General features: G+C 73.9%; 30 protein-coding genes. 13 read left to right on the top strand and 17 right to left on the bottom strand.

Annotated features, from left to right (window positions below; translation table 11 throughout):
• The first annotated feature begins 20 nt into the window (after positions 1-20).
• Both JOE61_RS00605 and JOE61_RS22370 read left to right on the top strand, forming a co-directional pair.
• Positions 21-689 carry a histidine phosphatase family protein gene (locus JOE61_RS00605; RefSeq protein WP_193668776.1) on the top strand — a complete coding sequence of 223 codons (669 nt, stop codon included), beginning with the start codon at positions 21-23 and terminating at the stop codon, positions 687-689.
• Positions 686-1300: a YdeI/OmpD-associated family protein gene (locus JOE61_RS22370; protein WP_193668777.1), complete on the top strand. Its 615-nt coding sequence runs from the start codon at positions 686-688 to the stop codon at positions 1298-1300. Before JOE61_RS00605 ends, JOE61_RS22370 begins: the two co-directional genes overlap by 4 nt.
• A gap of 22 nt (positions 1301-1322) precedes the next feature.
• Here JOE61_RS22370 and JOE61_RS00595 read toward each other — a convergent pair whose 3' ends face one another.
• From JOE61_RS00595 to JOE61_RS00575, 5 genes are all read right to left on the bottom strand, one after another.
• Positions 1323-2366 carry an SGNH/GDSL hydrolase family protein gene (locus JOE61_RS00595; protein WP_307822727.1) on the bottom strand — a complete coding sequence of 348 codons (1044 nt, stop codon included), beginning with the start codon at positions 2364-2366 and terminating at the stop codon, positions 1323-1325.
• Positions 2367-2450: 84 nt separating this feature from the next.
• The gene (locus JOE61_RS21400) at positions 2451-2684 is read right to left on the bottom strand and encodes a biotin/lipoyl-containing protein (RefSeq protein WP_193668778.1); all 234 of its coding nucleotides are present in this window, start codon (positions 2682-2684) and stop codon (positions 2451-2453) included.
• On the bottom strand, positions 2681-3721 hold the full coding sequence (locus JOE61_RS00585) for an alpha-ketoacid dehydrogenase subunit beta (protein WP_193668779.1): 1041 nt from the start codon (positions 3719-3721) through the stop codon (positions 2681-2683). Before JOE61_RS00585 ends, JOE61_RS21400 begins: the two co-directional genes overlap by 4 nt.
• A gap of 10 nt (positions 3722-3731) precedes the next feature.
• Positions 3732-4769, bottom strand: coding sequence for a thiamine pyrophosphate-dependent dehydrogenase E1 component subunit alpha (locus JOE61_RS00580; RefSeq protein ID WP_204797116.1), 1038 nt, complete (start codon positions 4767-4769; stop codon positions 3732-3734).
• A gap of 71 nt (positions 4770-4840) precedes the next feature.
• Positions 4841-5605, bottom strand: coding sequence for an IclR family transcriptional regulator (locus tag JOE61_RS00575; RefSeq protein ID WP_193668780.1), 765 nt, complete (start codon positions 5603-5605; stop codon positions 4841-4843).
• Between the two features lie 212 nt (positions 5606-5817).
• Between JOE61_RS00575 and JOE61_RS00570 the strand changes: the two genes are divergently transcribed.
• A complete protein-coding gene (locus JOE61_RS00570; RefSeq protein ID WP_193668781.1) occupies positions 5818-6186 on the top strand; it encodes a spore germination protein GerW family protein in 369 nt (122 codons plus the stop codon).
• On the opposite strand, the gene JOE61_RS00565 is transcribed toward JOE61_RS00570, so the two are convergent.
• The 3 genes from JOE61_RS00565 to JOE61_RS00555 all read right to left on the bottom strand — a co-directional run bounded on the left by JOE61_RS00565 (position 6116) and on the right by JOE61_RS00555 (position 8512).
• Entirely contained in the window at positions 6116-6808 is a 693-nt protein-coding gene (locus tag JOE61_RS00565) for a glycerophosphodiester phosphodiesterase (RefSeq protein WP_193668782.1), read from the bottom strand. The two genes, JOE61_RS00570 and JOE61_RS00565, sit on opposite strands and share 71 nt — an antisense overlap.
• Complete coding sequence (locus JOE61_RS00560; RefSeq protein ID WP_193668783.1) at positions 6805-7545, bottom strand: phosphatase PAP2 family protein; 741 nt, start codon at positions 7543-7545, stop codon at positions 6805-6807. Before JOE61_RS00560 ends, JOE61_RS00565 begins: the two co-directional genes overlap by 4 nt.
• An 82-nt stretch (positions 7546-7627) precedes the next feature.
• Positions 7628-8512 (bottom strand): lysylphosphatidylglycerol synthase domain-containing protein, encoded by an 885-nt coding sequence (locus JOE61_RS00555; protein ID WP_193668784.1) that lies wholly within the window; start codon positions 8510-8512, stop codon positions 7628-7630.
• A 146-nt stretch (positions 8513-8658) separates the two neighbouring features.
• On the opposite strand from JOE61_RS00555, the gene JOE61_RS00550 reads away from it, so the two are divergent.
• The 3 genes from JOE61_RS00550 to JOE61_RS00540 all read left to right on the top strand — a co-directional run bounded on the left by JOE61_RS00550 (position 8659) and on the right by JOE61_RS00540 (position 10596).
• Complete coding sequence (locus tag JOE61_RS00550; RefSeq protein WP_193668785.1) at positions 8659-9510, top strand: DUF1963 domain-containing protein; 852 nt, start codon at positions 8659-8661, stop codon at positions 9508-9510.
• Between the two features lie 77 nt (positions 9511-9587).
• Positions 9588-10154: a nucleotidyltransferase domain-containing protein gene (locus tag JOE61_RS00545; RefSeq protein ID WP_193668786.1), complete on the top strand. Its 567-nt coding sequence runs from the start codon at positions 9588-9590 to the stop codon at positions 10152-10154.
• Positions 10155-10203: 49 nt separating this feature from the next.
• The gene (locus tag JOE61_RS00540; RefSeq protein ID WP_193668787.1) at positions 10204-10596 is read left to right on the top strand and encodes a VOC family protein; all 393 of its coding nucleotides are present in this window, start codon (positions 10204-10206) and stop codon (positions 10594-10596) included.
• Here JOE61_RS00540 and JOE61_RS00535 read toward each other — a convergent pair whose 3' ends face one another.
• The 3 genes from JOE61_RS00535 to JOE61_RS00525 all read right to left on the bottom strand — a co-directional run bounded on the left by JOE61_RS00535 (position 10597) and on the right by JOE61_RS00525 (position 12803).
• A complete protein-coding gene (locus JOE61_RS00535; protein ID WP_193668788.1) occupies positions 10597-11037 on the bottom strand; it encodes a DUF309 domain-containing protein in 441 nt (146 codons plus the stop codon).
• Between the two features lie 171 nt (positions 11038-11208).
• Positions 11209-12036 carry a phosphotransferase family protein gene (locus JOE61_RS00530; RefSeq protein WP_193668789.1) on the bottom strand — a complete coding sequence of 276 codons (828 nt, stop codon included), beginning with the start codon at positions 12034-12036 and terminating at the stop codon, positions 11209-11211.
• Entirely contained in the window at positions 12033-12803 is a 771-nt protein-coding gene (locus tag JOE61_RS00525) for a 2-phosphosulfolactate phosphatase (protein ID WP_193668790.1), read from the bottom strand. The genes JOE61_RS00530 and JOE61_RS00525 overlap by 4 nt, the downstream gene beginning before the upstream one ends.
• A gap of 123 nt (positions 12804-12926) precedes the next feature.
• On the opposite strand from JOE61_RS00525, the gene JOE61_RS00520 reads away from it, so the two are divergent.
• Together JOE61_RS00520 and JOE61_RS00515 are read left to right on the top strand one after the other, a co-directional pair.
• Positions 12927-14159 carry an HNH endonuclease signature motif containing protein gene (locus JOE61_RS00520; protein ID WP_193668791.1) on the top strand — a complete coding sequence of 411 codons (1233 nt, stop codon included), beginning with the start codon at positions 12927-12929 and terminating at the stop codon, positions 14157-14159.
• Between the two features lie 22 nt (positions 14160-14181).
• Complete coding sequence (locus tag JOE61_RS00515; RefSeq protein ID WP_193668792.1) at positions 14182-14325, top strand: hypothetical protein; 144 nt, start codon at positions 14182-14184, stop codon at positions 14323-14325.
• A gap of 19 nt (positions 14326-14344) precedes the next feature.
• Here the strand turns inward: JOE61_RS00515 and JOE61_RS00510 are convergent, their stop codons facing one another.
• From JOE61_RS00510 to JOE61_RS00495, 4 genes are all read right to left on the bottom strand, one after another.
• Positions 14345-15109, bottom strand: a complete 765-nt coding sequence (locus JOE61_RS00510) for a tyrosine-protein phosphatase (RefSeq protein ID WP_193668793.1) — start codon at positions 15107-15109, stop codon at positions 14345-14347.
• Positions 15109-15717 carry a GrpB family protein gene (locus JOE61_RS00505; protein WP_193668794.1) on the bottom strand — a complete coding sequence of 203 codons (609 nt, stop codon included), beginning with the start codon at positions 15715-15717 and terminating at the stop codon, positions 15109-15111. Before JOE61_RS00505 ends, JOE61_RS00510 begins: the two co-directional genes overlap by 1 nt.
• Before the next feature lie 317 nt (positions 15718-16034).
• Positions 16035-16838: an alpha/beta fold hydrolase gene (locus JOE61_RS00500; protein WP_193668795.1), complete on the bottom strand. Its 804-nt coding sequence runs from the start codon at positions 16836-16838 to the stop codon at positions 16035-16037.
• Between the two features lie 9 nt (positions 16839-16847).
• A complete protein-coding gene (locus JOE61_RS00495) occupies positions 16848-17774 on the bottom strand; it encodes a LysR family transcriptional regulator (RefSeq protein WP_193668796.1) in 927 nt (308 codons plus the stop codon).
• 95 nt (positions 17775-17869) lie between these two features.
• On the opposite strand from JOE61_RS00495, the gene JOE61_RS00490 reads away from it, so the two are divergent.
• Entirely contained in the window at positions 17870-18904 is a 1035-nt protein-coding gene (locus tag JOE61_RS00490; protein WP_193668797.1) for a YeiH family protein, read from the top strand.
• Positions 18905-19094: 190 nt separating this feature from the next.
• Positions 19095-19286: a hypothetical protein gene (locus JOE61_RS00485; protein WP_193668798.1), complete on the top strand. Its 192-nt coding sequence runs from the start codon at positions 19095-19097 to the stop codon at positions 19284-19286.
• Between the two features lie 19 nt (positions 19287-19305).
• Here the strand turns inward: JOE61_RS00485 and JOE61_RS00480 are convergent, their stop codons facing one another.
• Together JOE61_RS00480 and JOE61_RS00475 are read right to left on the bottom strand one after the other, a co-directional pair.
• Positions 19306-20973 (bottom strand): alkaline phosphatase D family protein, encoded by a 1668-nt coding sequence (locus JOE61_RS00480; protein ID WP_204797115.1) that lies wholly within the window; start codon positions 20971-20973, stop codon positions 19306-19308.
• Entirely contained in the window at positions 20970-22001 is a 1032-nt protein-coding gene (locus JOE61_RS00475) for a zinc-dependent alcohol dehydrogenase family protein (RefSeq protein ID WP_193668799.1), read from the bottom strand. The genes JOE61_RS00480 and JOE61_RS00475 overlap by 4 nt, the downstream gene beginning before the upstream one ends.
• A 97-nt stretch (positions 22002-22098) precedes the next feature.
• On the opposite strand from JOE61_RS00475, the gene JOE61_RS00470 reads away from it, so the two are divergent.
• The 3 genes from JOE61_RS00470 to JOE61_RS00460 are packed head-to-tail and all read left to right on the top strand — an operon-like array spanning position 22099 to position 25881.
• The gene (locus JOE61_RS00470) at positions 22099-23643 is read left to right on the top strand and encodes a helix-turn-helix domain-containing protein (protein ID WP_193668800.1); all 1545 of its coding nucleotides are present in this window, start codon (positions 22099-22101) and stop codon (positions 23641-23643) included.
• 26 nt (positions 23644-23669) lie between these two features.
• The gene (locus JOE61_RS00465; RefSeq protein ID WP_372440042.1) at positions 23670-24536 is read left to right on the top strand and encodes a glycerophosphodiester phosphodiesterase family protein; all 867 of its coding nucleotides are present in this window, start codon (positions 23670-23672) and stop codon (positions 24534-24536) included.
• Positions 24514-25881, top strand: a complete 1368-nt coding sequence (locus JOE61_RS00460; RefSeq protein ID WP_193668801.1) for an MFS transporter — start codon at positions 24514-24516, stop codon at positions 25879-25881. Before JOE61_RS00465 ends, JOE61_RS00460 begins: the two co-directional genes overlap by 23 nt.
• The last annotated feature ends 35 nt before the right edge of the window (positions 25882-25916 follow it).

Genomic DNA, 25916 nt, shown 5'->3' with positions numbered 1-25916 from the left:
AGCGGTCCACGGGAGGCGCCATGACGACACTGCACCTGCTCACCCACCCCGAGGCGACCCACGTGGTCGACGGCCTGGTCGGTGGCTGGTACGACGCGGACCTCACCGAGCGCGGGACCCAGGAGGCCCACGCGGTCGCCGCCGAGGTGGCCGCACGGCTGTCGCCGGCGCTGGCAGCCGGCGAGCGCGTGGCCGTCGTCTCCTCCGACCTCGTGCGCTGCCGCCGCACGGCCGAGCTGGTGGCGACCGCGCTCGGAGAGGGGGTCCCGGTGCGCCTCGACCGGCGCCTGCGCGAGCAGTCGTACGGCGCCGCGGAGGGACGCCCCGTGGGCAGCTGCGCGTGGCGACCCCCGGCGTCCGGCGACGACGCGCTGCACCACCACGACGGGGTGCCCGGCTCGGAGACCCGGTGGCAGGTGGCCGACCGGGTGCAGGCGTCGGTGCGCGAGCACCTGGCCGCGGCGCCCGAGCACCTGGTCCTGGTGACCCACGGGGGCGCGGCGACCTACGTGGTGACGACGTTCGTCGGCATGGCGGTCGAGGCTGTCGGCCCGGTGCGGTTCGTGACGCCCCCGGGCAGCATCAGCACGCTGCGGCTCGACCCGGCGACCGGGGACCGCCGCGTCGAGTCGGTGGGCGACCTGGGCCACCTGGGCCACCTGGGCCACCTCGAGCGGAGCAGCCGGTGAGCGGCGTCCCGCCTTCGGCCTCGGAGCATCCCGCGACCGGGAGGTTCGACTACCCGATCTACCACGCCGAGACCCGTCCGCAGCTGCGTGCCTGGCTGGCGGCGCACCACGCCACCGTCCGCGGTGTCTGGCTGTGCTCGTGGCGCAGCGGCACCGGCCGGCCTGCCTGCCCCTACCCCGAGGTGGTCGAGGAGGCGATCTGCTTCGGCTGGATCGACTCGACGGCGGGTCGCCTCGACGACGAACGGGGGCTCCAGCTCCTCACGCCGCGCCGTGCTCGCAGCACCTGGACCCGGTTGAACCGGCGACGGGCGGCCGACATGGAGGCCGCGGGACTGATGACCGACGCCGGCCGCAGGGCCGTCGGGGCCGCACGGGCCAACGGCTGGTGGACGATCCTCGACCCGGTCGAGGACCTCCTCGAGCCCGCCGACCTCGCCGCCGCGCTCGACGCCGTGCCGGCGGCCCGGGCGACGTGGGACTCCTTCCCGGCGGGCGCCCGCAAGGCGATGCTGTGGTGGGTGCTCAGCGCGGCGCGGCCGGAGACCAGGGCCGGCCGGGTCGCCCAGGTCGTGGACGGCGCCCGGCGCGGGGAACGCGCCCGCGGCTGAGGGACCGGGCGACCCCCGGGACTCAGCGCTGCTGGCGGGCCTGCCAGCGCTCGATGTCGACCCCGGCGCGGCGCGCCGCGCGCTGGGCCCGGCGGCTGTCGAGGTCGGGGGCCCGGACGACCGCGGGCTCGATGCCGGCGTCGAGCTCGGCGTACGGCCGCTGCGTGCGGGCGATCTCGGCCGGCGCGACCCGGGTCGCGCCGGTGGGCCGGGCCAGGCCGGCGGGCAGCTGGGCCTCGACGACGGGCAGGTAGCCCTGCCCGTGGCCGGGCCCGTTGGGGTGGTAGCTCTCCACGACCGGGTAGGACAGGCCGTTGATCCACTCGGCGTCGGCGCACACGGCGTGCCCCGAGAAGCGGCCGGTCGGGTCGGCGAAGGCGAAGCCGCGGGCCGCGGCCTGCTCGCGCAACCGCCGGTTGAGCAGGTCGGCGGTGGCGTTGAGGCTGGAGCGCTCGGAGCCGGAGAAGAACGTCAGGGCGTTGCAGTCCTCGTCGCCGAAGACCCGCGGGTAGCCCACGACGACCACCCGCGCCTGGGGCGCGCGGGTCCGGATCTGGGAGTAGAGGGTGGCGAGCCGGCCCGGCAGGGTGGCGTTGATGAACGAGCGGGCCCGGTCGACGGCCCGGGAGCAGCTGGCCATCCACCACGGCGTCGCGCACGTGGTCAGCACGTCGGCGAAGCCGGCGTCGTTGCCGCCGACCGAGATCGTGACGTAGGCGGTCGCGGCGCTGAGCGCACCGAGCTGGGCGCTGGTGACGTCGGCGACCACGGCCCCCGAGCAGGCCCGCAGGTCGAGCGTGTAGCCGCGGCGGGCGGCCACGAGGCTCGGGTAGGCCTTCGAGGAGCGCAGGCAGCTGGTGCCGTCGGCGACGTAGGAGCGGGTGCCGGTGCCGGAGGAGTAGGAGTCGCCGAGGGCGACGTACGCCGGGGCGGCGCGGGAGGCGCGGGCGGCCGGGTCTATCGAGGGGGCGGAGGCCGCCGGGCCGGTGGGGGCGAGCAGCGCGCCGACGACGGCGAGGGGCGCGACGGCGCGCAGCAGGGCAGCACCGTGGAGACGAGGGGCCACGAGGGACTCCGATCCGAGAGACGAGGTCACCCCGAGTGACCTGGGTCACCAAGGAGTACCACACCGGGTATCGCGGCGTGCGGTTCAGTCGATCCTGGCGATGGGCGCGCCCTGCCGGATCGTCGCCTCCTCCGCGCACAGCAGGTGCACCACCCCGCCGACCGGCGCCGGGACCTCGGCGGCGACCTTGTCGACCTGGACCTCGGCGAGCAGCTGGTCGGCGCCCACCGTGTCCCCGTCGCGCACGAACCAGGTCGAGAGGACCCCCTCGGCGCCGGGTTCCTCCTTGGAGAGCGGGGGGAAGAGCACATCGGTCACCCGGCCACCACCCGGCGCACGGCGGCCTCGATCCGGTCCTGCCGCGGCAGGACGGCGTACTCCAGGTCGTGGGCGTAGGGGATGGGCACGTCCGGCACCGCCACCCGCTCGACCGGTCGGCTCAGCAGGCCGGGGTCGTGGTCGGTGATCGTGGCGACCACCTCGCCCGACATGCCGAAGGAGCGGTAGTCCTCGTCGACCACCACCAGCCGCCGCGTCTTGGCCACCGACGACAGGATCGCCTCGCGGTCCAGCGGTACGAGGCTGCGCAGGTCGAGCACCTCGACGTCGATCTCGCCGGCGAGCTCCTCGGCCACGTCGAGCGCGTGGTGGACCGACAGCGAGATCGTCACGACCGAGACGTCGGTCCCCTCACGCACCACGGAGGCGCTGCCGATGGGGATCTCGTAGTCGTCGGCGGGCACCTCGTCGGTCGCCCGCGGGTTCTTGGCCATCCAGGGCAGCCCCATCACCCCCTTGTGGAACATGTAGACGACGGGGTTGTCGTCGCGGATCGCCGCGGTCATCAGGCCCTTGGCGTCCGCGGGACCGCTCGGGACGACGACCTTCATGCCGGGCAGGTGCGCGAAGGTGCCCCACAGGCACTGCGAGTGCTGGGCGCCGTCGGAGTAGCCACCTCCCGCGGCCGTCGTCAGCACCATCGGCACCCGGACGTTGCCCCCGGACTCGAAGTGGATCTTGGCCATGTGGTTGTAGATCTGGTCGAGGCACACCCCCATGAAGTCGGCGAACATCAGCTCGACGACCGGGCGCATGCCCTCGACGGCGGCGCCGATGCCGAGCCCGATGAAGGCGGACTCCGAGATCGGTGTGTCGATCACCCGGTCGGGGCCGAACCGGTCGAGCAGCCCGCCGGTGGAGCCGAAGATCCCGCCGTAGGAGCCGACGTCCTCGCCCAGGTAGAAGACCGACGGGTCGCGCTCCATCTCGAAGGCGATGGCCTCGACCATCGCCTTGGACGTCGTCAGCCGGCGGGAGTGCGTGGCCGGGCTGGCGGGGGCGTGCGTGGTGGTCATGGTGGCCTCCTCAGGCGAAGACGTAGGACGTGGCGGACGCGGGGTCGGGCACCGGGCTGCTCATGGCGAAGGCGATCGCGTCCTCGACCCGCTCGCTCGCGGCGCTCCTGATCTGCTCGACCGCGGTGTCGTCGAGCACGCCGGCCTCCCGCAGCCGGGCCTCGTAGCGCGGTAGCGGGTCGTGGCTGGGTGCCTCCTCGAGGTCGAAGCGGTAGCCCTGCGCGTCACCCTCGAAGTGGCCCCACAGGCGCAGCGTGTGCACCTCGATCAGCGAGGGACCCTCGCCGGCCCGGGCCCGGGCGACCGCTCGTCGTGCCGCGTCGTGGACCGCCTCGACCTCGTTGCCCTCGATCCGCTCGCCCGGGATGCCGTAGGCCACGGCCCGGTCGGCGTTGGAGTCGACCGCGGTCGAGGCGGTGCGGGCCACGGAGATGCCCCAGTCGTTGTCCTCGACGACGAAGACCACCGGGAGCCTCCACCGGGCGGCGAGGTTGAGCGACTCGTGGAAGGCGCCCTGGTTGGCGGCGCCCTCACCGGTGACGGCGACCGCGATCCGGTCGGTGCCCTGGCGGTGGAAGGCGAAGGCCTGTCCCAGCGCGGGCGGGTAGCCCTCGGCGATGATCCCGGAGCAGGAGAAGTGGGTGGCGGGGTCGAAGAGATGCATGTGCCCGCCGCGTCCACGGCCCAGGCCACCTTCGCGGCCGAAGATCTCGGCGGTCATCCGGCGCAGGTCGACGCCGTGCGCCACCGCGAAGTGGTGCGGGCGGTGGGTGGCGGTGACCGCGTCGTCGGTGGTCAGGTGCGCGCAGATCCCCGCCGCCACCGGCTCCTGGCCCGCGGAGAGGTGCATCTCGCCGGGGATGAGCCCCTTCCCGATGTCGAAGCCCGGTCCCTTGTCGGCGTGGTACTCGCGCAGGATCGCCTCCTCGTAGGTGCGCGAGAGCACCATGGTCTCGTAGAGGCCGCGCCGCACGGCCGGGTCGAGCGCGTCGCCGGCGGCCCCGCCGGAGGGTTGGGGGATCGACGGTCGTGCTGCACGGGTGGTCATGGCGTCCTCCGCGGGATGGGTCCTGCTCGGGAACCTAGACCCGGCCCCGGCGCGCGGACAGGGCGAGGATTTCAGATGGTGACAGGCGGGTCGGGCCGCTCGCCCGCCCCCGCGTAGGCGATGAGCCGAGCCGCGCGGCGGATCGCGTCGCCGCGCTCCAGCACCCGGCCGAGCTGGTCGGCCCGCACCGAGACGGCCACCGCCGCCGCGACGGTGGGGGAGGGGACCGCCACCGCGACGCAGGCCGTGCCCACCGCGAACTCCTCGCGGTCCAGCGCCACGTCGGAGCCCGAGTCGAGCTCGCGCAGCAGCCTCGGCGGGCTGGTGACCGTGTGCGGGGTGAGGTCTGCCAGCTCGTGCGCAGCGACGTAGTCGCGCCTGGCCCGGTCGGGCAACGTCGACAGCACCGCCTTGCCCAGGGCGGTCGCGTGCGCGGCGTGGTGGAAGCCCACCCACATGTCGACACGGGGGCACGACCGGCTGTCCGCGACGTCGGCGAGACGGATCTCGCCGTCGTCGAGGACGGAGAGGTAGGCCGGCGCGTGCAGCTCGTCGCGCAGGTGCTCGAGGACCTGGTGGGCGTGCGCCGGGTGCATCCCGACGGCGCGACCGCCCGCCAGCGACAAGGCACGGTCGCCGAGCACGTAGCCGCCCTCCTCGCGGGCGAGGTAGCCGTCGTGGACCAGGGTGCGCAGCAGGTGGTACGCCGTCGGCAGCGCCAGCCCGGACTGCCGGGCCAGGCACTTCGCGGTGACCGGGCGTGCCGACCCGCCGACCGCGTCGAGCAGGGCCAGCGCCCTGCTGACCGACTGGATCAGGGTGCGCTGCGTCGCCACTGGGCCCTCCCCGGGTGCTGGCTGCCTCGTCCCACCCGGCGAGTCAACCCCGCCGTCGACCGGGGTGGCAGGGCCGAACGTCACGAGATCCGCGCCGGCCCGGCGTGGCCGCGCGTCCGGGACGTTCTGCTCCTCCAGCGGGGGACCTGTGACCGTGGCGGCCCCGCCGCCCACGGCCACGATGGGAGGAGTCGAGGTGGAGCGGAGGGACCATGGACATCACCGAGGTCTTCAGCACGGTCAAGGACACGGCCACGGTCAAGCGCGTGTTCGCCGAGCCGTACGAGAAGGACGGCCTCACGGTCATCCCCGTCGCGCTGGTCGGCGGGGGAGCAGGCGGCGGCAGCGGGCACGACGAGAAGGGTGGCGAGGGCGAGGGCGGCGGGTTCGCCGTCAGCAGCAGGCCCGCCGGCGTCTACGTCATCAAGGACGGCCGCGTCGACTGGCGCCCCGCCGTCGACCCCAACAGGATCGTGACGGTGGCCGGCGTCGTGCTGGTCGCCTTCCTGCTCACCCGACCGCGGGTGGTGCGGGCCCACGCCGCGCCAGGAGCTCGGCGAGCACGTCGGGCTCGTCGCTGATCACCCCGCTCACCCCTGCTGCGAGCACGGCGTCGAGGGTGCCGACGTCGTTGACCGGCCAGGTCATCACCACCTCGACCGCACGGTGGAGCTCGGCGACGAGGCGGGGCTCGACCAGCGAGCGGTGCACCGAGACGCCGTACGCCGGCGCGGCGCCCGGGGGCGGGGCGCCCAGGCGGCGGCGGAGCCGGGCCAGCTCGACGCGGTTGCGCGCCGAGAGGACCGGACGCACGGACCGGCCCCGGGCGGCGAGCCGGTCGACCACGCCCCACTGGCGACCGCAGGCCAGCACCTCGCCGCCGGGGAGGTCGAGCAGCTGCTGGGCGACGGCGGCGGCCATGTCGCCACGGGCGTCGCCCTTGAGGTCGAGCATGATCGCGGTGCCGTGCGACCGCGCGGCGAGCACCTCGTCGAGGCCCAGGCGTGGAGCGGAGGCCGGCGCCAGCTCCCAGCGGTCCCAGAGGAACGGCAGCGGACCGGCGCTCTTGAGGTGCCGCACCTCGAGCCGGTCGCGCCCGGTGCGCACGTCGCACTCGACGACGTCGACGCCCATCTCGACGGCCTCCCGCAGCGCGGCCAGGGAGTTGCCCGCGCGGTGCGCGATCGCCAGCGGCAGCCTCACGACGTCGCCGGCCTTCGTCGGTGCCGCAGCCGCTCGAGCCGCAGCGCAGCGGCATGGCCCACCAGGGCGAGCGCGAGACCGGCGACGACGTCGAGGAGGTAGTGGTTGCCGGTGACCACCACCGAGATCGTCATCAGCACCGGCAGCAGCCACCCGACCGCGCGGAGCCACGCGGTGCCGGCGGCGGTGACCACGGCGATGCCCACGAGGAGGTCCCAGCCGGCGTGCAGGCTGGGCAGCGCGGCGTACTGGTTGGTCAGCTGGGGTGGTTGGAGGACGCGGTAGGCGTCGTTCTCGCGGGTGATGGTGTCGACGACCCCGACGTGGGCCAGGCGCGGCGGAGCCAGGGGGTAGGCGGCGAAGACGACCATGCCGACCAGGCCCGAGACGATCATGGCGTCGCGCAGCCGCTGGAACACCGCGCGGTGGCGCCACACCGTCCAGAGCATGACGAGCGTGATCACCGGCCAGTGACCGTAGATGTAGACGCTGTTGGCCGCCGTGGCCAACAGCCCGGAGCCCAGGAACGGCTCCTGCAGGGTCTCCTCGACGGCGATCCCGAGACGCTGCTCGAGGGCGACGAGGTCGCGGGCGTGCGCGACGGCCACCTCGTGGGAGCCCTCGGTGAGGTGCCGGATGCGGAAGTAGAGGTAGACGCTGGCCGTCACGAGCAGGGCCTGGCCGAGGGTCCAGAGCACCTGGTCGCGACGCAGGTCGGGTGTCGACGGACGCAGCACGCGAGCTCCCTCCACTCCCGGTCCAGTCTCCGACGCCGCGGCCCGGCGCTGAAGGGACCAAGGGCCCGGGTCGGCGGACCGGTCAGGCCACGCCCGGCGCCGGCTCCGGGAGCACGCGCCGGCGCAGCTCGCGGCGGGTCACCAGCAGGCTGGTGCCACCCAGCACGAGCGCGGGCAGCCAGGCCACCGCCGCCTTGACCGCCACCGCGGCGGCCGCGGCGAGCCAGGGCACGCCGAGGGCGACCAGGCCCACCACGAGCGCGCCGTCGCGGGGACTCGCGCCGTGCGGTCCGGGCAGGGCGCCGGCGACCTGGCTGGCGCCGAAGGCCGCCAGGACCTCCAGCGGGGCCAGGGTGTGGCCGGTGGCCGCCACGGAGCCGAGCAGCAGCGCCGCGGTGGTGGCCTGGTATCCGGCGGAGAGCAGCAGGCCGTGGGCGAGCGGACGCGGGCCGGGGAGCGGCCGGCTCGGCAGCAGGCCGGGGCGCACGACCCGCAGGACCAGCAGCACACCCAGGACCAGGGCCGCCACGCCGATCGCGATCGCGATGGTGCGCAGCGGCAGCGCCGTGCCCGCGAAGACGACGAAGACGGACAGGCCGATGGCGCCCACGAACCGGTCGAGCGCGACGCTGGTCACCGCGTCGGCCCGGCCCAGCCCGCCGGTGGTGAGGCGGCGCAGCCGCCACAGGTCGGCGCCGACGTGGCCCGGGGTGACCAGGCCCAGCAGCTCGGACTCCGCGTAGGCGCGCAGGTGCCAGCGTCGGCTGAACCCCGCGTCGGTGAGGGCGTGCCAGCGCAGCGGGCACAGCACGTACTTGCCGACCACCCACGGCAGCAGGCCCAGCAGCAGCGGCAGCAGGCTGACCTGTGGCAGGCGGGGGAGGGTGAGCGCCGGCACGGCCAGGGCCACGGCGATGCCGACGACCATGAGGGCCCGCGAGTGCAGGACGGCGCGAAGACGGTTCACAGGTTCTCTCCCGTGGTCGAGTGTGCCGGTCGCTGACAACCTCGCCGTCGGGCGTCTCGGCCGGCGGGATGAGTGACAGGTGCACCGGGCGCTGCGATGCTGGGCGGCCCGTGCGGCGCCGGACCGTGCGCGGGAGGGGAGTGGTGGTGGGCTACACGGAGGCGCTCGAGGCGCTGGTGGCGGCGGCACCGCCCGGGTCGGGGGTGCGCTCGCTGGTGCGGCCGGGGGCGGCCGGGCTGGTCAGCGAGCACACGGAGCGCAGCGGCCTGCTGCGGCGGCGTACGACGGTGGCGCCCGAGGTGACGAGCTCCTACGTCGGCGGGCACCCCTTCCAGCCCGACGACGCGCAGTGGCCGCAGGACACCGATGGCTGGCCGATGCACTTCGTGCTGCAGGTCGCCTTCGCCGAGGTGCCGGCGCTGCCCGGCTTCCCGCGCGAGGGGCTGCTGCAGATGTTCGTGCGCGACGACCCGGTGCACGGGCTGACCTTCGACGACACCGCCGGCACGCGCGGGCTGCTGTGCCGCTGGTACGACGCCGACGCGCTCGCGCAGCCCGTCGAGGCGACCTCGACGACGCCGGTCTTCAGCAGCGACGACACCCCGTTGGCGGACCCGCAGCACCCGGTGGCGCTGGAGTTCGCCGCGATCGGCATGCTGCCGCTGGGCTGGGAGAACCTCGCCGACGACGTGGCCGACGCCCCCGAGGCCTTCGAGGCCCTCGAGGAGCTGCTCGAGACGCGCGAGGACCTCGTCGAGGCGCTCGAGCAGGCGGTCGAGGAGCACGGGCGCTGGAGCGGCGTGCACCTGGGCGGCTGGCCGTCGTTCGTGCAGTCCGCGCCGGACGTGCCGGCGTACGGCTCGAGCCGGCTGCTGGTCGGGATGAGCGGCGGGCTGTTCCAGTGGGGCGACGTCGGCAGCGCACACCTCTTCGGCGACCCGGAGGCCGTGGCCGAGGGCGACCTCTCGCACCTGTGGTGGGAATGGGCCTCCCACTGAGGGTCCCGGTCGTCCGCAGCGCTGCGGAGCAGGCGGAGGATGAGGCGTTCCTGCGGCTGTACGGCGAGTGGGCGCCCTTGACGCCGCTGCAGATGGCCGCCGAGCTGGAGGGCTTCGACCGGCCGTGGTGGGTGGTCGGCGGCTGGGCGGTCGAGGCCGCGACCGGCTTCCGGCGCGAGCACGAGGACCTCGACGTCTCCATCCTCGCCTGCGACGTGCCGGCCCTCGTCGCACACCTGCGTGGCCGGTGGCACGTGTGGAACAACGCCGGCGGCGTGCTGCGGCCGCTGGGGGAGCGGTGGAGCGACGTCGAGGACCCCGCCAGCCAGCTGTGGCTGCGCGCGAGCGCGGCCGACCCGTGGGTGGTCGACGTGCCGCTGACCCCCGACGTCGACGGCCGCTGGTCCCACAAGTTCCTGCCCGGCGAGGACACCGAGGTCGACGAGGTGACCTGGCTCGGCGCCGACGGCATCCGCTACCTGGCGCCCGAGGTCGTGCTGTCCTACAAGGCACGGCTGCGGCGCCCGAAGGACGAACCCGATCTCGAGGCGTGCCTGCCGGTGCTGTCCGCCACCCAGCGCGAGTGGTTGCGCAGCGCGGTCGAGCGGACCGACCCCGGGCACCCGTGGCTGGGACGGCTCTGACGCCCGAAACGGATCGCCAACGGGGGAGCGGTGTCCTAGTGTCCTGCGCATGGCTTCTCGAGTCGCCAACATCTCCGTCGACGCCCACGACCCGATCGCGCAGGCACGCTGGTGGGAGCAGGTGGTCGACGACTTCCACATGGTCCCGGAGGGCGTCTGGAGCGAGGACGACGCCGAGCTGCTCGGCCCGGGCGGGCGGTCGTTGGAGTTCCTGCGGGTGCCCGACGCCAAGACGGTCAAGAACAGGATGCACCTGTGCCTGCGCCCGGTCGGCACGACCGTCGACGCCGAGGTCGAGCGGATCGTGGCGCTGGGCGCCAGCGTCGTGGACGACCGGCGCAGCCTCGAGGACGGCGGCTGGGTGGTGCTGGGGGACCCGGAGGGCAACGAGTTCTGCGTGCTGGGCACCAGTGCCGAGGACGCCGGCATCGAGCCGGCCTGACTACTCGGGGACGGCGGTCTCCACACAGCGGCGCGCCCCGTCGAGCACCTCGTCGAGGTCGAGGCCGTACGTCGGCCCGCTGGTGCCGGCGTACGCCGTCAGGTGGCTGGTGGCGCGGTCGAGCAGGCGCCGCGCGCCGGTGGGGTTGCCACGCCGCGCATGGGTGACGCCGACACACAGCTGCGCCAGGCCCTGCCACAGCGGGCGCTCGGGCTCCGGGCAGTCCTTCCAGCGGGCCTCCAGCACCTCGTGGGCCGAGAACGGTCGGCCGTCGTCGAGCAGCGCCCGAGCGGCGGTGAGCGTCTCCAGCGGCGGCAACGGTTCCTCGGAGACCGGCTCGACGCCGACGGCGCCGTACGGCAACGGTCGGCCGAGGGCGTCACGCGGCCGGGCCTGCTTGGCCCTGCCGTCGTCGTCGCGGTCGCGGTCGGTGGTGGTCATCCGTCGACCCTACGTCGGGTGCCGGGAGAGGGGCGGAAGCACGACAACCATGTAGTTCTCCGGGAAGCCAGATCCACAGTAGTTGACATAATGTCAGTTATCGGCGACCCGTGGACGTTGAGAGAAGCGGCTCTCCGGCCGTGCTGACGCAGCACCGAGTGGGCCACGACGTCACAGTTGTTCCTGCCACCGGTCCAGCCGAGCTCGCAGTACGTCCGCCGAGATCTCTGGGCGCCCTATGCCGTCGTAGTTCTTGGACCAGGTCTCGACGTCGGAGTCGGCGAGAGCTGCGGCCTGCAGGTCCCAGGCCGACACGTCGTGACAGGGATGGCCGCTCCGGCGCCGGTACTCGTCGAGGAAGACGTCGGCAGCGCGGTGCGAGCCCAGCAGCACGAGGTCCTGGCGACACCAGGCGACGTCGACGCCGCGCGGCCCCTGCCGGGCGCCGGACCAGTCGACGATCCCCGTCAGGGCGTCTCCGGTCCAGAGCGTGTTCCCGCACCAGAAGTCGAAGTGGGTCAGCACCGGGCGGCCGAGGTCGAGAGAGCTCCAGGCGGCCCGGGCGCGACGGGCGACGGCCGTGGTGCCGGGCGGCGGCGACACGGGCGTGGTCCGCAGACCGTCGCCGGACAGGGCGTGGACCTCGGCGAGGGCGCGAGCCATCTCGGACGCCACCACTTCGAGCGGCAGGTCGGGCGCCGGCGGACCGCCGGGCAGGTGGGTCGTGACGAGGATGGGCCCGGCCCTTCCCAGGTCGGCGGCGACGACACGCGGCACCAGGTCCCCCAGTGCATCCAGGCTGCCCAGGACCTGCACCTCATGTTCCGGCGCTGGGTCGTGCTCCGGGAACATGCGCACCACGTAACGGGCGTCGGCGGCGTCGTCGACGAGCAAGGTCTCGGCGTGCTGACCACCCAGCAGTCGTCGTCGCGCCGTCAGCGGGACGCCCACGAGCAGCGCCGCCTCGGCCGCGAGCTGGTCGTCGGTCAGCGGGATCATGTGCGGGACTTCGTGAAGGCGCCGCGGTCGAGCACCGGGATCTCGTGGCACGCGTCGAGGTCAGCCGCGACGTCGACGTCTGCGCTGAACCCCTTGGCGGTGAGCTCGCGTCCGCCGACGCAGGCGTGCAGCGTGGGCACGAGCTGGTCTGCGGTCGCGTCCCACAGCGCTACAGCGGCTCTGGCCTCGGGGCTCAGGTCGCCTCCGTGCCCGAGCCGCACCAGCGCGCTGAGCACGGCGCCGGCGCCCAGGTGGTCCTCCAGGGCCGGGCGCAGGGAGTCGTCGTGGTGCCAGCGCTCCCCTGCGGCGACCACCGCGACAGACCGACCGTCACGCAGGTGGCGGGCCAGCTGGCGACCGACGGCGCTGGCGTTGCGCAGGCACCCGGCCAGCACGGTGGCACCGGTGGCCTGCAGGGCTGTCGAGATGGTCGACCCGTTGGGCGAGGGCAGCACCAGCCTCGACACCGGCTCGCACTCCATCAGCCCGGCCGGTGACAGCGACGGTGCCGGGACGGCTCCCGCGCACGTCGCCTCGAGCCGGCCGACGGCGAGCACGGCGTCGAGGTCTGCGGCGTACGACGCGGCACGCGCGTCGTTCCACGCGAACGGGAACACCCGCATGCCGCGCTCGACGGCGATCGTGACCGAGGTCGAGAAGCTCAGCACGTCGACGACGACGCACACGTCGGCAGCCGCGGCGAGCGCGCCGGACAGGCCCCAGTCGAAGCGGACCGCGTGGTCGCGCTGCCCGAAGATCTCGTCCACCGGTGCACCCTAGGGGACCACTCCCCTGGCGTCCTGGACCGACTGACGAATTGCCCGAAAAAAGTTTCGAGAAATGGTCTCTGACCAGGTCGGACTGTCGGTGCTGCCTGCTTGGATGAAGTCATGAGCACGACGCCCCGGCACCCCCTCGCCGAGGCCGTCGCGCGCCTGCACTCGATCTTGGACGAGGCGGCCCAGACAGCCGCGTGGTCGTTGGACCAGACGACCACCGCAGACCTCCTCGGCGACCTCGCCCGGGCCCAGTCGCGCTTCGCCGAGCTGCAGGCCCGGGTCCTCTCGCACGCCGAGACGGTGGCCGTCCACGAGCGCTCGGCGGCCCCGTCGGTGGCGGTCTGGCTGGCCAACGCCACCACCGCGACCAAGCGCGACGCGGTGCGACAGACCCGGTTCGCCGCGGCCTTGAGCCGGTACGACGAGCTGCGGCGCGCCCTCGCCGCGGGCGACCTGAACCTCGAGCAGGCGCAGGTCGTCGCCCGAGCGCTCGACGAGCTGCCCGACGACCTCGAGGCTGGTGTGCGGCGGGAGGCGGAGGTCGAGCTGGTGCGTCTCGCGCTGGTGCACGACGCCAAGGCGCTCCGCATCCTGGGTCGTCGCATCCTCGACGTCGTCGCACCCGAGGTCGGTGAGGCGTGGGAGGCCGAGAAGCTGGCCGAGGAGGAGCGCGAGGCCTACCGCACCGCCTCCTTCCGGATGCGCGACCAGGGCGACGGCCGTACCCGTGGCAGCTTCACGATCCCGACGCTCGCCGCCGAGATGCTGCAGAAGGTGTTGATCGCCTACGGCTCCCCGCACCGCGACGACCGGGCCGCCACGGATGAACCGACGCCGTCACGCTCGCGCTGGGGCCGCGCGTTCGTCGAGCTGGTCGAGCGGTTGGACCCACGTGCGCTCCCCCGCAGCGGCGGGGTCAATGCCGCCGTCGTGGTCACCATGACCACCGCCACGCTGGGCGGAGCGCTCGCCTCGGCCACGCTCGACACGGGGTCCCGGGTCTCCGCCGGCACGGCCCGTCGACTGGCCTGCACGGCGGGCGTGCTGCCCGCGGTCCTGGGCGGACCCAGCGAGATCCTCGACCTCGGACGCTCCCGGCGCTTCTTCAGCCCGCCCCAGCGCGTGGCGATGATCCTGCGAGACGGCTGCTGCACCGCCGTGGGGTGCGACGCCCCGCCCGGCATGTGCGACTCCCACCACGAGGACCTCTGGTCCCACGACGGCAGGAGCGACCTGGGCCGAGGCCGGTTGCTGTGCGGCCACCACCACCGGCGCGCCCACGACCCGGCCTACGAGACCCGCGTCGTGGAGCGCAACCAGGTCGAGTTCCATCGGCGGACGTAGGCCGACCTCTACCGTTCCAAGCGTGACCGTCGATCGTTCCTTCATCCGCGTGAAGGCGATGCTGCTCGCCCCGAACCCCGAGCGAACCGCGCACGCCGTCCGCGAGGTGCTGCCGCTCTACCCGGCGGTCCCGGGCAGGTGGAGCAACAGGCTGTCGGCGCTGTGAGCCGCACCGCCCACTGCGGCTAGTGCTGCTTGCTCGGCTCACTCCCCCGCAGCCGGTCCCCCAGCCGGCGCAGCAACAGGGCGTCGACGCCCGCCTCCTCCAGGTAGCCCGTGACGTCGAACGTGGCGTACCACTCGCGCAGCGCCGGACGGCGCGCCTCGATGGCCCGTTCGAGCTCGTCCGGGTCCCGGTCGGCGTCGGGCCGGTCGGGTGCCCAGGCTCCCGTAGTGGCGTCGTAGGCCATCGTGTGCCCGCGGTGCGCGGCGGCGCCGCGGAAGCCGCGCTCGTAGTTGAGCAGCAGGCCCTCGACGCCGACGCCGGCCAGGACCAGCAGCAGCGAGCCGATCATGCCGGTGCGGTCACGACCCCCGGCGCAGTGCAGCAGCACTCCCCCGTCGGCCTCGCTGACGGCCGTCATGGCGTGCGCGATCTTGTCGGGGTAGCGGCCCAGGTTGGGCGCCCACGACCTCGGATGGTCGAGCCACGGTCCGCACTCGGCGAGGAAGTCCTCGTCGTCGGGATCCTCGGTCGGGGCGTGCACCACGTCGACGCCCTCGGGCGTGACCTGCTGCTCGCGCTCCACCGCGTTGCGCAGGTCGACGATCCGGCGCAGCCCGGCTGCGCGGGCGTCGGTCCAGCCCTGCGCGCTGACGTCGTCGGGTGCCCCCGAGCGCCACACGATGCCGTACGCCGTGCGGCCGCCGTCGTGCAGCGGGAGTCCGCCCAGGTCGGCGAGGTTGCGGGCGCCCTCCCAGGGCAGCGACCCGTCCTGCACCGCCGCCATCAGTCCACCAGCCCGGCGGCCGCGAAGGCGCGCGCGTAGATCTCGCGCACGACCTTCTCCTTGCGCGCGTTGTACTGCATGGAGTGCTCCCCCGCGGCCCGCGCCGCCTCGGCCGCCTCCCGCTTGGTGGCGGCGTACAGGTCGCGCTCGTCGGCGTTGCCGCGCAGCCAGTCGCGGAAGACCCGGTGCTTGACCGGCTCGGGCGCCTCGGGGCCGAAGACGTGCAGGTGGCAGCGCGGGTCGGTGTGGCGCAGCACCCGGTGCTCGAACCACCACGGCTCGCGCACCCGCAGCTGGAAGCCCTGTGCCTCCAGCGCCGGCACGTACGCCGCCTCGTCGGCGGCGTCGGCGACCACCAGGTCGATGTCGATGATCGGCTTCGCGGCCAGGCCCGGCACCGACGTCGACCCGACGTGCTGAAGGTCCAGCACCCGCCACCCGAGGGCCCCGCGCACGCGCTCGGCCAGCACGTCGTACCACTGCGCCCAGCGCTCGTCGGGCTCGTCGACGCGGGCCCCGGTCCACGGGCCCGCACCCGGCAGGTAGCGCTGCTCGCCGGGCGGCGGGGGCGGGTCGTGGAAGGTCACGATGTCGGCGCGGGAGGGCATCCTCGGAGAGTAGGCGAGCCGGCGCCAGCGAACGTGAGCGACATCATGTGCTCGCCGGGTTGGGTTGCCCTGCTACGGGCCCCACACTGGTACATGAAGGCACCTGGTGGAGCCTTCTGACCCAGTCACCGATCACACCTGAGGAGGTGCGCATGACCACCATCATGACCCTGTTCCGTCGCTTCGACTCCGAGTTCCTCGAGGCGTTCGTCCCGTGGCACCAGCGCACCTGGGAGCGCACCGGCCGCTGAACCCAGCTGTGAACCGCACGGCCCCCGACGCACCGCGTCGGGGGCCGTCGTGCGTCCGGACCCAGGTCAGTCGTCGCGGCCGGCGCCGAGGAAGGTGCGCAGCGCCGAGACGAACGCCTCGGGCTTCTCCGAGTGGACCCAGTGGCCAGCGCCCTTGATTGTGACCTGGACCGTGCGCGGGAAGAGCCGCTCCATCTCCTCCTCGGCGTCGGCGGTGACGTAACCCGAGCGCTCGCCGGCCATCCACAGCACCGGGCGCTCGAAGGTCTCCTCGACGCGGGGGAAGTCGCCGATGGCGGCCAGCTCCTCGCGCAGCAGCCCCAGGTTGGCCTGCCAGGTGAAGCCTTCGCTGCCCGAGCGGAGGTTCTGCAGCAGGAAGCCCCGCACCCGCTCGTCGGGGATCGCCTCGGCTAGATGCTCGTCGGCGTCGCTGCGCCGCGACAACCCCTCCAGCTCGAGGCCGGCCAGGCTGCCGAGCAGGTGCTCGAACTCGCCGGCGCCGGTGCTGGGCGCCGGCGAGATGTCGACGACGACCAGCCGCTCGACCAGGTGCGGGTGGCGCAGCGCCAGCAGCATCGCGACCTTGCCGCCCATCGAGTGCCCCACGAGGTGCACCGGTCCGTCGCCCGCGAACCCGTCGGCCAGGTGCTCCGCGACCCGGTCGGCGGTGTCGGCGTACGAGAAGGTCTCGCTCCACTGCGAGCGGCCGTGGTTGGGCAGGTCGACCAGCAGGCTGTGGAAGGCGGGCGTCATCGCCTTGGCGATCTGGGTGAAGTTGCGGCCCTGGCCGAAGAGGCCGTGCAGGAACACCACCCGCTGCCCGGTCTCGCCGACCTCGGTGCTGTGGATGGCGGGGCTCGTCTGGCTCACGCGCCCAGGCTAGGGGGCGGTCCGGGGCACCTCGGCGCCCGGGCCACCGGTGGAGGCCGCCTCGACCGCGATGGCCAGCAGGTCACCGGCCGCCTCGTGCAGGCGCTCCTCGCCACGCCACACGCACGTCAGGGGCCGGGCCAGGTCGAGCTCGGTGGGCACGGCGACGAGACGTCCCAGCTCGAGCTCGGCGCGCACCGACATCTCCGAGACCACGCCGGGCCCCACCCCGGCGGCGGTGGCGCCGGCGAGCGCCGCCGTCGACGTCGCCTCGAGCGCGACGTCCGGCTGCTGGCCCAGCGCGGCGTCGAAGGTGCTGCGGGTGCCGCTGCCGCTCTCGCGCAGCACCCAGCGGGCCGCTCGCAGCTCAGTGGTCGACAGGGCCGCACGTCGACGGGCCCAGGCGTGCTGCGGTGCCACCACGACGACGAGCCGGTCCTGGCCGACCTGCCGGTGCGCCAGTCCGTCCGGCAGCACGGCGGACTCGATGAAACCGATGTCGGCCTGCCCCGATCGCACGGTGTCGGCGACCGTCTCGCTGTTGACCACCCGCAGGACCGGCTGCACCTCGGGGCGTCGGACGTGCAGCTCGCCGAGCCAGCGCGGCACCAGGGACTCGGCCACGGTCAGGCTGGCGGCCACGACGACACCGGCGCGCCGACGGGTTGTGAGTGCCTCGAGCGAGGCACGCACGGTGTCGACCTCGTGCAGCACGCCGCGCGCCCACGACACCACGGCCTCGCCGTCGGTGGTCATCCGCGATCCCCGGGCGGAGCGGTGCACGACGGCCAGGCGCCACCGGCTCTCGAACTCACGCACCCGCGCACTGGCCGCGGGCTGCGAGATGCCTCGGCGGGCGGCCGCGGCGCTGAGGCTGCCGGTCTCGGAGACCGCGACCAGCAGCCGCAGCGTGTCGAGGTCGAGGTCCGGGGTCACCCACCGACCCTAGCCCGCGACCCATCACCTCTGCTGATGGGTCGCCTGGTCCCGGAGGTCTTCTGCCGGCCCTCGGCGCGCCGCAGGCTGGTGCCGTGACCCTCCTCCGCGCCACCGCTCCGTCGCCCCGGCCGCTCCAGCACCAGGCCCGGCCAGGTCGTGTGACGGCCTACGGGCCACCGTTGGTCACCGCGGCGGTCTGCGTGCTGATCAGCCGGTGGGTCCCGCTGCTGGGGCCGCTGCTGCTGGCGCTCCTGGTCGGCGCGGTGGTCGCCAACAGCCGGCTGGCCGGGCACCGGGCGCTCCGGGACCATGCCCGGGTCACGCGGGCGCTGCTGAGGGTCGGGGTGGTGGCGCTGGGCCTGCGGCTCCCGCTGAGCGACATCGCCGGGATCGGGTTCGGCGGCGTGCTGGTCGTGGTGGTGACCGTGACGACGACCTACACCGTGACCCGTCTGGTGGGGAGCAGGACGGGGCTGCCCCCCGGGTTCGTGACCCTGCTGGCGGCGGGGTCCTCGATCTGCGGGGCCGCGGCGATCGCCGCGGTCAGCGACGCGGTGCGGGCCCGGGAACGCGACGTGGCCCACGCGGTCGCGCTGGTGACCCTGCAGGGCACCGCGCTGATCGTGCTGCTGCCCTGGGCCGCGCAGCGGCTGGGCCTGAGTGGCGAGCAGAGCGCGACCTGGGTCGGGGCGAGCATCCACGAGGTGGCCCAGGTGGCGGCGGCGGCCTCGGTCGTGGGCGGTGGTGCGATCGCGGTCGCGATGACGGTCAAGCTCGGCCGGGTGACGCTGCTGGCGCCGACCTACCTGGTCGCTGGCCGCGGCTCCGGGCCCTCGACCGGGCCCTCGACCGGGCCGGCCTCGGGGAGGCCGCCGCTGCTGCCGTGGTTCCTCGTCGGCTTCGTCGTGATGCTCGCGCTGCGTTCCAGCGGCTGGCTCCCGGGTGCCGTGGTCGGGGCGGCCGAGCCCGGCTCCACCCTCCTGCTCGCGGCGGGGATGGTCGGTCTGGGGCTCGGGCTGAGGGTCCGCGACCTGTGGCCGCTGCCCCTGCCGGCCCTCGCCCTGGCGAGCCTCTCGACGGTGGTGGCCGCTGGGACCTCGCTGGTGCTCGTCCTCGTGCTGGTGTGACCGGCCGGCGGCCTGGTGGCCGCGACCGCCCGTCCGGGCCGTCCGGCGTACCCCGTCTGGGGGATCTGCGTACCCCGCATCGGCGACACGCGGGCGTTCGTCCCACCGGCGCCGGCGTCGAGGCCTACCGTCGAGACGTGGACCGGGGCCAGGGGTGGCCCCGCGCAGGTCCGGCACCAGGAGAAGCACCATGTGGGACACCGTCGACGACCAGCCCGACCACTCCAGCCAGCCCGGGGACCCCGGCCGGCACCACGGCGCGCACCTCTCGCACGACCGGCCCTGCCCGCGCTGCGGGCACGCCATGCACGTCTTCCTGGCGTGCGACAGCGGCTGCGACTGCCAGCCCGCCGCCGTGCCCCAGCACCTGGCCCACGCCTGAGCGCCCCGGGCGCTCGGCCCTAGACGTCGACGCGCGCCACCTGCTGCCACTGCGGCCGCTCGTGGTCGCCGTCGACGACCACTCCGGTCGACCAGGTCAGCCGCAGGCCCTCGGGGCCGGCCTCGAGGGTGGCCAGGAGGTTCTCGAACCACGGCCCGTGTGTCATCCGCCAGTGCAGCGGCGAGGGCGGGACCCGGCGCCCGAGCATCCGCCCGGTCGGACGGGCCCGGCCCCTGGCCGCCACCCGCACCCCGGCCCGGACCGCGCGCGGCAGCGGGTTGCGCATCGGTGAGCAGACCGCCTGGAGGATCCGGCTGGCCGCCCCGGTGCCCGGCCCCTGCAGGTCCGGCCCGTCGGGGGCCGGCTCCGCCTCCACGAGGTAGCTGTGGTGCACGTCGCCGGAGAGGAAGGTGATCGTGGCCGGTGCGCGCCCGCGTCGCCCGGCCGCGACGTCGCGCACCATGGAGCCGACCTGGACGAAGCCCTCCTGGAAGGCGGCCCAGTGCTCGATGTCGAGCGCCCGGCGCAGCCACTCCCCCACACGCCTGCCGTGCCGGCCCAGGAGGCCGCCGTTGACCACCTCGACGGCCGCCTCGACGTGGTGCAGCCCCGGGGAGAGCAGGAAGGGCAGCGAGGTGGCGATCAGCAGGTGGTCGACGTCGCCGCGCAGCTGCCGGTCGAGCCAGTCCATCTCCTCGTCGTCGACCATCGAGCGGCGCTCGTCCTCGAAGACCCGCGCGGCGCGCGAGTCGACGACCACCAGCCGGACCTGGTCGTCGACCTGGCGCGCGAAGCTCCACCGGAAGGTCGTGGGCTGCTTGTCGGCGCGCTCGACCAGCTCGTCGAGCGCCGCGCTGAGGTCGAGCTCGTCCGGGCCCTCGTGGGCCACGACCTGTTGCCACAGCGGGTCCTCGGCGCGGGAGGCCGCGCCGAGGTTGCCCAGGTGCTGGTGCACCCAGTAGGCGCCGAGGCCACCGACGATCCGGTTGCGCCACCAGTCGGTGGCCCACATGTCGCGCCGCCAGCTGGCGCTGATGTTCCAGTCGTCGCGGATGTCGTGGTCGTCGAAGATCATCGCGCTGGGCACCGTCGAGAGCAGCCACCGCGTCGCCGGGTCGCTCCAGGCCAGCCGGTAGATCTCGGCGTACTCCTCGTAGTCGCGCAGCTCCCAGCCCGGCGGGCTGTCGGGGTCGCGACGGGCGCTGATGAAGGCGCGCATCGCCTCGCTGGTCTCGTCGGCGTAGACCTGGTCGCCGAGCAGCAGGAGCAGGTCGGGCGCCGCCTCGTGGCCGTCGGCCAGGTGCAGCCCGTAGGTGCGCAGCGCGTCGACCCCGAAGCGGGCGTGGGTCGCCTCGTCGTGCGGGGCGCTGACCCGGCACGAGCCGTAGGCCAGCCGCAGCGCACGCCCGGGCTGCAGGGTGTGGATCCGTGAGGGCGGGTGGGCCGACCCCGGCTCGGGCCAGACCTGCTCGCCGTCGACCTCGACGACGTACGCCGTCGCGCTGCCGGGCTCGAGCCCGGTGACCTCGACGAGCGCGTAGTGGTGCCCGTGCACCGCGAAGGTGCGCGCGCTGCCCGAGGCAGGCCCGGCCCGGACCACCACCGCAGCCGCCGACGCCGTCTCGACCCACACGGTGGCCGAGTCGGCGTCGACGTGCCGCAGCAGCGGGCCGAGCACGAGGCTCACGGCTCGAGGAGCACCTTGATCGCGCGGCGCTCGTCCATCATCTTGTAGCCCTCGGCGACCTGGTCCATCGGCAGCGTGGCGTCGAAGACCTTGCCCGGCTGGATGGTGCCGTCGAGGACCAGGCCCAGCAGGTGCGGGAGGTACTGGCGCACGGGGGCCATGCCGCCGGCGAGGCCGACGTTCTTCTGGAACATCCGGCGCACGGGCAGCTCGACCCCGTGCGGCACCCCGACGAAGCCGACGGTCGCGCCGGGACGGGCGACCGCGAACGCGGTGCCCATCGCCTGGTCGGTGCCCACGCACTCGAGCACGGCGTCGGCGCCGATGCCGGCGGTGATCTCCTTGATGGCCGCGGCGCCCTCCTTGCCGCGCTCGGCCACCACGTGGGTGGCGCCGAAGGCGCGACCGATCTCCTGGCGCGGCTCGTGGCGCGACATCAGCACGACCTTCTCGGAGCCCATCTGGGCCGCGGCGAGCACGCCGCACAGGCCGACCGCGCCGTCGCCGACGACCACGGTGGTGCCGCCCGCGCGCACCTGGGCGGCCACGGCCGCGTGCCACCCGGTCGGCATCACGTCGGAGAGGGCCATCAGGTGCGGCACGAGCGCCTTGTCGGGGCCCTGCTCGCCGACGTCGGGCACGACGACCAGGCTGCCGTCGGCCTGGGCGACGCGGGCGAGCTCGCCCTGGCCGCTGCTGGTCATGCCGAGGTTGACGCAGGCCGACTGCATGCCGGCGCGGCAGTGGGCGCAGGTGTTGTCGCAGTGGTCGAAGGGCACGACGACGAAGTCGCCGACCCTGACCTCGCGCACGTCGGCCCCGACGGCCTCGACGACGCCGATGCATTCGTGGCCGATCGTGTCGCCGGCGGTGATGTCGTTCTCGCCGCGGTAGGGCCACAGGTCGGAGCCGCAGATGCAGGCGCTGGTCACCCGCACGACCGCGTCGGTCGGCAGCTGGATCGTGGGGTCGGGGACGTCGTTCGAGAAGCGGATGTCACGGGCGGCGTGGATGGTGGTGGCTCGCATGCTCCGAGCATGGCATCCGTCACCCCCACCCCGCCTCACCGGCGCGTCACCCCCCGGTGGCGTGCCTCTATCTCACATGTGAGTTACCGTCGACGCCATGAGTGACGACGTACGCAGCAGCGACGGCTACAAGGGCCGCATCGGCAACCTCATCCGCGACGCCCGCAAGCACCGCGGCCTGACCCAGCACCAGCTCGCCGAGCTCCTCGCGACCAGCCAGAGCGCGATCAACCGGATCGAGAAGGGCCACCAGAACCTCTCGCTCGAGATGCTCGCCCGCATCGGCGCGGCCCTCGACTCCGAGATCGTCGCCCTCGGCGCCGGTCCCACGCACCTGCGGATCCAGGGCCCGACGACGCTGTCGGGCTCGATCGAGGTCAAGACCTCCAAGAACGCCGGCGTCGCGCTGCTGTGCGCCTCGCTGCTCAACCGCGGTCGCACCACCCTGCGCAAGGTCGCGCGCATCGAGGAGGTCAACCGCCTGCTCGAGGTGCTGGGCAGCCTCGGCGTGCAGACGCGCTGGCTCAACGAGGACAACGACCTCGAGATCATCCCGCCCAAGACCCTGCGCCTCGACGCCATCGACGAGGCCGCCGCCCGGCGCACCCGCTCGGTGATCATGTTCCTGGGCCCGCTGCTGCACCGCGCCGAGACCTTCGACCTGCCCTACGCCGGCGGCTGCAACCTCGGCGAGCGCACCGTCGAGCCGCACATGTCGGCGCTGCGCCCCTTCGGCCTCGAGGTCAAGGCGACCGAGGGCAGCTACCACGCCAGCGTCGACCGCGCCGTCGAGCCGGTCCGCCCGATCGTGCTGACAGAGCGCGGCGACACCGTCACCGAGAACGCCCTGATGGCCGCGGCGCTGCACCCCGGCACCACCGTGATCCGCAACGCCTCGTCCAACTACATGGTCCAGGACCTCTGCTTCTACCTGCAGCGCCTCGGCGTGCAGGTCGAGGGCGTCGGCTCGACGACCCTGACCGTCACCGGGCGCACCGAGATCGACGTCGACATCGACTACGCCCCCTCCGAGGACCCGATCGAGGCGATGTCGCTGCTCGCGGCCGGCATCGTGACCGGCTCGACCATCACCATCCAGCGGGTGCCGATCGAGTTCCTCGAGATCGAGCTGGCGACGCTGGAGGAGATGGGCTTCGGCTACGACCGCTCCGAGGAGTACGTCGCGCGCAACGGCCAGACCCGCCTGGTCGACATCACCACGCGGCCCTCGGTGCTCAAGGCCCCGCTCGACAAGATCCACCCGATGCCCTTCCCCGGCCTCAACATCGACAACCTGCCGTTCTTCGCGGTGATCGCGGCGGTGGCCACCGGCCAGACGCTGCTGCACGACTGGGTCTACGAGAACCGGGCCATCTACCTCACCGAGCTGACCAAGCTCGGGGCGCAGGTCAAGCTCCTCGACCCGCACCGGGTGATGATCGAGGGTCCCACGCACTTCTCCGGCACCGAGATCGTCTGCCCGCCGGCGCTGCGCCCGGCCGTGGTGATCCTGCTGGCGATGCTGGCCTCGAAGGGCACCAGCGTGCTGCGCTCGACCTACGTCATCCACCGCGGCTACGAGGACCTCGCCGAGCGTCTCAACGAGCTCGGGGCCAACATCGAGACCTTCCGCGACATCTGAGGCCCCGGGGAGGCGATACTGCTCCGGTGACCTCCCCGGCGACCTCCCCCACGACGGGTCATCCCTACCTCGACCGGGTGCTCGACCGCCCGGGCACCGTGCTGGCGCTCGCGCACCGCGGGGGTGCCTTCCACCCCGAGATCGAGGGGCTGGAGAACACCGTCGCGGCCTTCGAGCACGCCGTCGCGCTGGGCTACGGCTACCTCGAGACCGACGTCCACCTCACCCGCGACGGCGTGCTGCTGGCCTTCCACGACAGCGTGCTCGACCGGGTCACCGACCGCAGCGGCGCGATCCTCGACCTGACCCTGGCCCAGGTGCGCGAGGCCAGCGTCGGGGGGCGCGAGCAGGTGCCGACCCTGGCCGAGCTCTTCGAGCGCTTCCCGCACGCGCGGTTCAACATCGACATCAAGTCCGAGGGCGCCGTGGCGGCGCTGGCCGACTTCGTCTCGGCCCACGACGCCTGGGAGCGGGTGCTGGTCGGCTCCTTCTCGCCCGGGCGGCTGGCGACGTTCCGCAGGCTGACCGGGGGCCGGGTCCCGACCTCCGCGCACCCGTGGGAGGTGCTGGCCTTCCGGCTGCTGCCCAGCGCGCGGCTGGCCCGCGCGCTGACCGGGGGCAGGGTCGCGGCCCTGCAGGTGCCGCACCGGCGCCGGCTGCCGCTGGCCGGCGGGCGCTCGGTGCGGGTGGTCACGCCCGGCCTCGTGCGCCGGGCGCACGCCGCCGGCGCGCACGTCCACGTCTGGACGATCGACGAGCCCCAGGAGATGCGCCACCTCCTCGAGCTGGGTGTGGACGGTCTGTTCACCGACCGCACCGACGTACTCCGCGACGTGCTCCGCGCGCGCGGTCAATGGGAGGAAGCACGCGATGAGCCGCGCAACGAGCACTGACCCGGCCGGCCCGGCCACCGCACGCAGCCGCTTCGGCTGGCCCGTCTACGCGTGGGGGCTGTGGGACTGGGGGTCGGCGGCCTTCAACGCCGTCATCACGACCTTCGTGTTCAGCGTCTACATCACCTCCGACGACTTCGGCCCCAATGCGGACACCAACCTGGGGTGGGCCCTGGCCGGGGCCGGGCTGCTGGTGGCGCTCTTCGCGCCGATCACCGGCCAGCGCGCCGACCGGTCGGGGCGCCGCGGCTTCTGGCTGGCGGTCAACACGATGCTGGTCGTGGCGGTCTCGGCAGCGTTGTTCCTGGTGCAGCCGTCCGAGGAGTACCTCTGGCTCGGCCTGGTGCTGCTGGCCAGCGGCAACATCTTCTTCGAGTTCGCCTCGGTCAACTACAACGCGATGCTCAACGAGATCTCCACGCCCACCACGATCGGACGCGTCTCGGGGCTCGGCTGGGGCCTGGGCTACATCGGCGGCATCGTGCTGCTGCTGGCCGTCTACTTCGGGCTGATCAGCCCCGACGTCGGGATCTTCGGGATCACCGGCGAGAACGGCATGGACGTGCGCGTCACCATGCTCGTCTGCGCGGTCTGGACCCTGGTCTTCTCGCTGCCGGTGCTGGTGACGCTGCGCGACGACAAGGCGCTGCGCACCCCGCGGGGCCCGCGGGTGGGCATCGTCGACTCCTACCGCCACCTGATCGCCATGGTGGCCGACCTGTGGCACACCGACCGCAACACGGTGCGCTTCCTGCTGGCCTCGGCGGTCTTCCGCGACGGCCTGGCCGGCGTGTTCACCTTCGGGGGCGTGCTCGCCGCGGGGACATTCGGCTTCAGCGCCGGCGGCGTGATCATCTTCGGCGTGGCGGCCAACGTCGTGGCCGGGCTGGCGACCATCGGCTTCGGGGTGCTCGACGACCGGATCGGCCCCAAGCGCGTCATCGTCTTCTCGCTGGTGTGCATGATCGGTGCCGGCCTGGCGGTCTTCGCCCTCAACGCCGGCGGCAGCACCGTCTTCTGGACCTTCGGGCTGATGCTGGCGGTCTTCGTGGGCCCGGCCCAGAGCGCCTCGCGCACCTTCCTGGCCCGGCTGATCCCCGAGGGCCACGAGGGCCAGGTCTTCGGCCTGTACGCCACCACCGGCCGCGCCGTGAGCTTCCTGGCCCCGGCCGCCTGGTCCCTCTCGATCGCGCTCGGCGCGGCGGTGACCGGGGTCGCCGACAAGGACGACGCGCAGTACTGGGGCATCCTGGGGGTGCTGGTGGTGCTGGTGGCGGGCCTGCTCCTGCTGCTGCCGGTGCGCTCGGGCGTGCGCGACGACTCGGCCCTGGTCACGCACGCGTAGCGCAGGTCTCACCCCCGGCGGCGATTGCCGGAATT

The organism is Nocardioides salarius (genome assembly GCF_016907435.1).
GTDB classification, from domain to species: Bacteria; Actinomycetota; Actinomycetes; order Propionibacteriales; family Nocardioidaceae; genus Nocardioides; species Nocardioides salarius.
The sequence above is the reverse complement of the archived record's forward strand: the minus strand, read 5'-3'. Positions and strand labels throughout refer to the sequence as shown.

Coding starts and splice junctions, on each gene's coding strand:
- JOE61_RS00570 (WP_193668781.1), top strand. CDS start 5,818: ATGGACATCACCGAGGTCTTCAGCACGGTCAAGGACACGGCCACGGTC.
- JOE61_RS00580 (WP_204797116.1), bottom strand. CDS start 4,769: ATGACCACCCGTGCAGCACGACCGTCGATCCCCCAACCCTCCGGCGGG.
- JOE61_RS00585 (WP_193668779.1), bottom strand. CDS start 3,721: ATGACCACCACGCACGCCCCCGCCAGCCCGGCCACGCACTCCCGCCGG.
- JOE61_RS00510 (WP_193668793.1), bottom strand. CDS start 15,109: ATGGCGGCGGTGCAGGACGGGTCGCTGCCCTGGGAGGGCGCCCGCAAC.
- JOE61_RS00605 (WP_193668776.1), top strand. CDS start 21: ATGACGACACTGCACCTGCTCACCCACCCCGAGGCGACCCACGTGGTC.
- JOE61_RS00485 (WP_193668798.1), top strand. CDS start 19,095: ATGTGGGACACCGTCGACGACCAGCCCGACCACTCCAGCCAGCCCGGG.
- JOE61_RS00530 (WP_193668789.1), bottom strand. CDS start 12,036: ATGATCCCGCTGACCGACGACCAGCTCGCGGCCGAGGCGGCGCTGCTC.
- JOE61_RS00535 (WP_193668788.1), bottom strand. CDS start 11,037: ATGACCACCACCGACCGCGACCGCGACGACGACGGCAGGGCCAAGCAG.
- JOE61_RS00540 (WP_193668787.1), top strand. CDS start 10,204: ATGGCTTCTCGAGTCGCCAACATCTCCGTCGACGCCCACGACCCGATC.
- JOE61_RS00460 (WP_193668801.1), top strand. CDS start 24,514: ATGAGCCGCGCAACGAGCACTGACCCGGCCGGCCCGGCCACCGCACGC.
- JOE61_RS00520 (WP_193668791.1), top strand. CDS start 12,927: ATGAGCACGACGCCCCGGCACCCCCTCGCCGAGGCCGTCGCGCGCCTG.
- JOE61_RS00475 (WP_193668799.1), bottom strand. CDS start 22,001: ATGCGAGCCACCACCATCCACGCCGCCCGTGACATCCGCTTCTCGAAC.
- JOE61_RS00505 (WP_193668794.1), bottom strand. CDS start 15,717: ATGCCCTCCCGCGCCGACATCGTGACCTTCCACGACCCGCCCCCGCCG.
- JOE61_RS00470 (WP_193668800.1), top strand. CDS start 22,099: ATGAGTGACGACGTACGCAGCAGCGACGGCTACAAGGGCCGCATCGGC.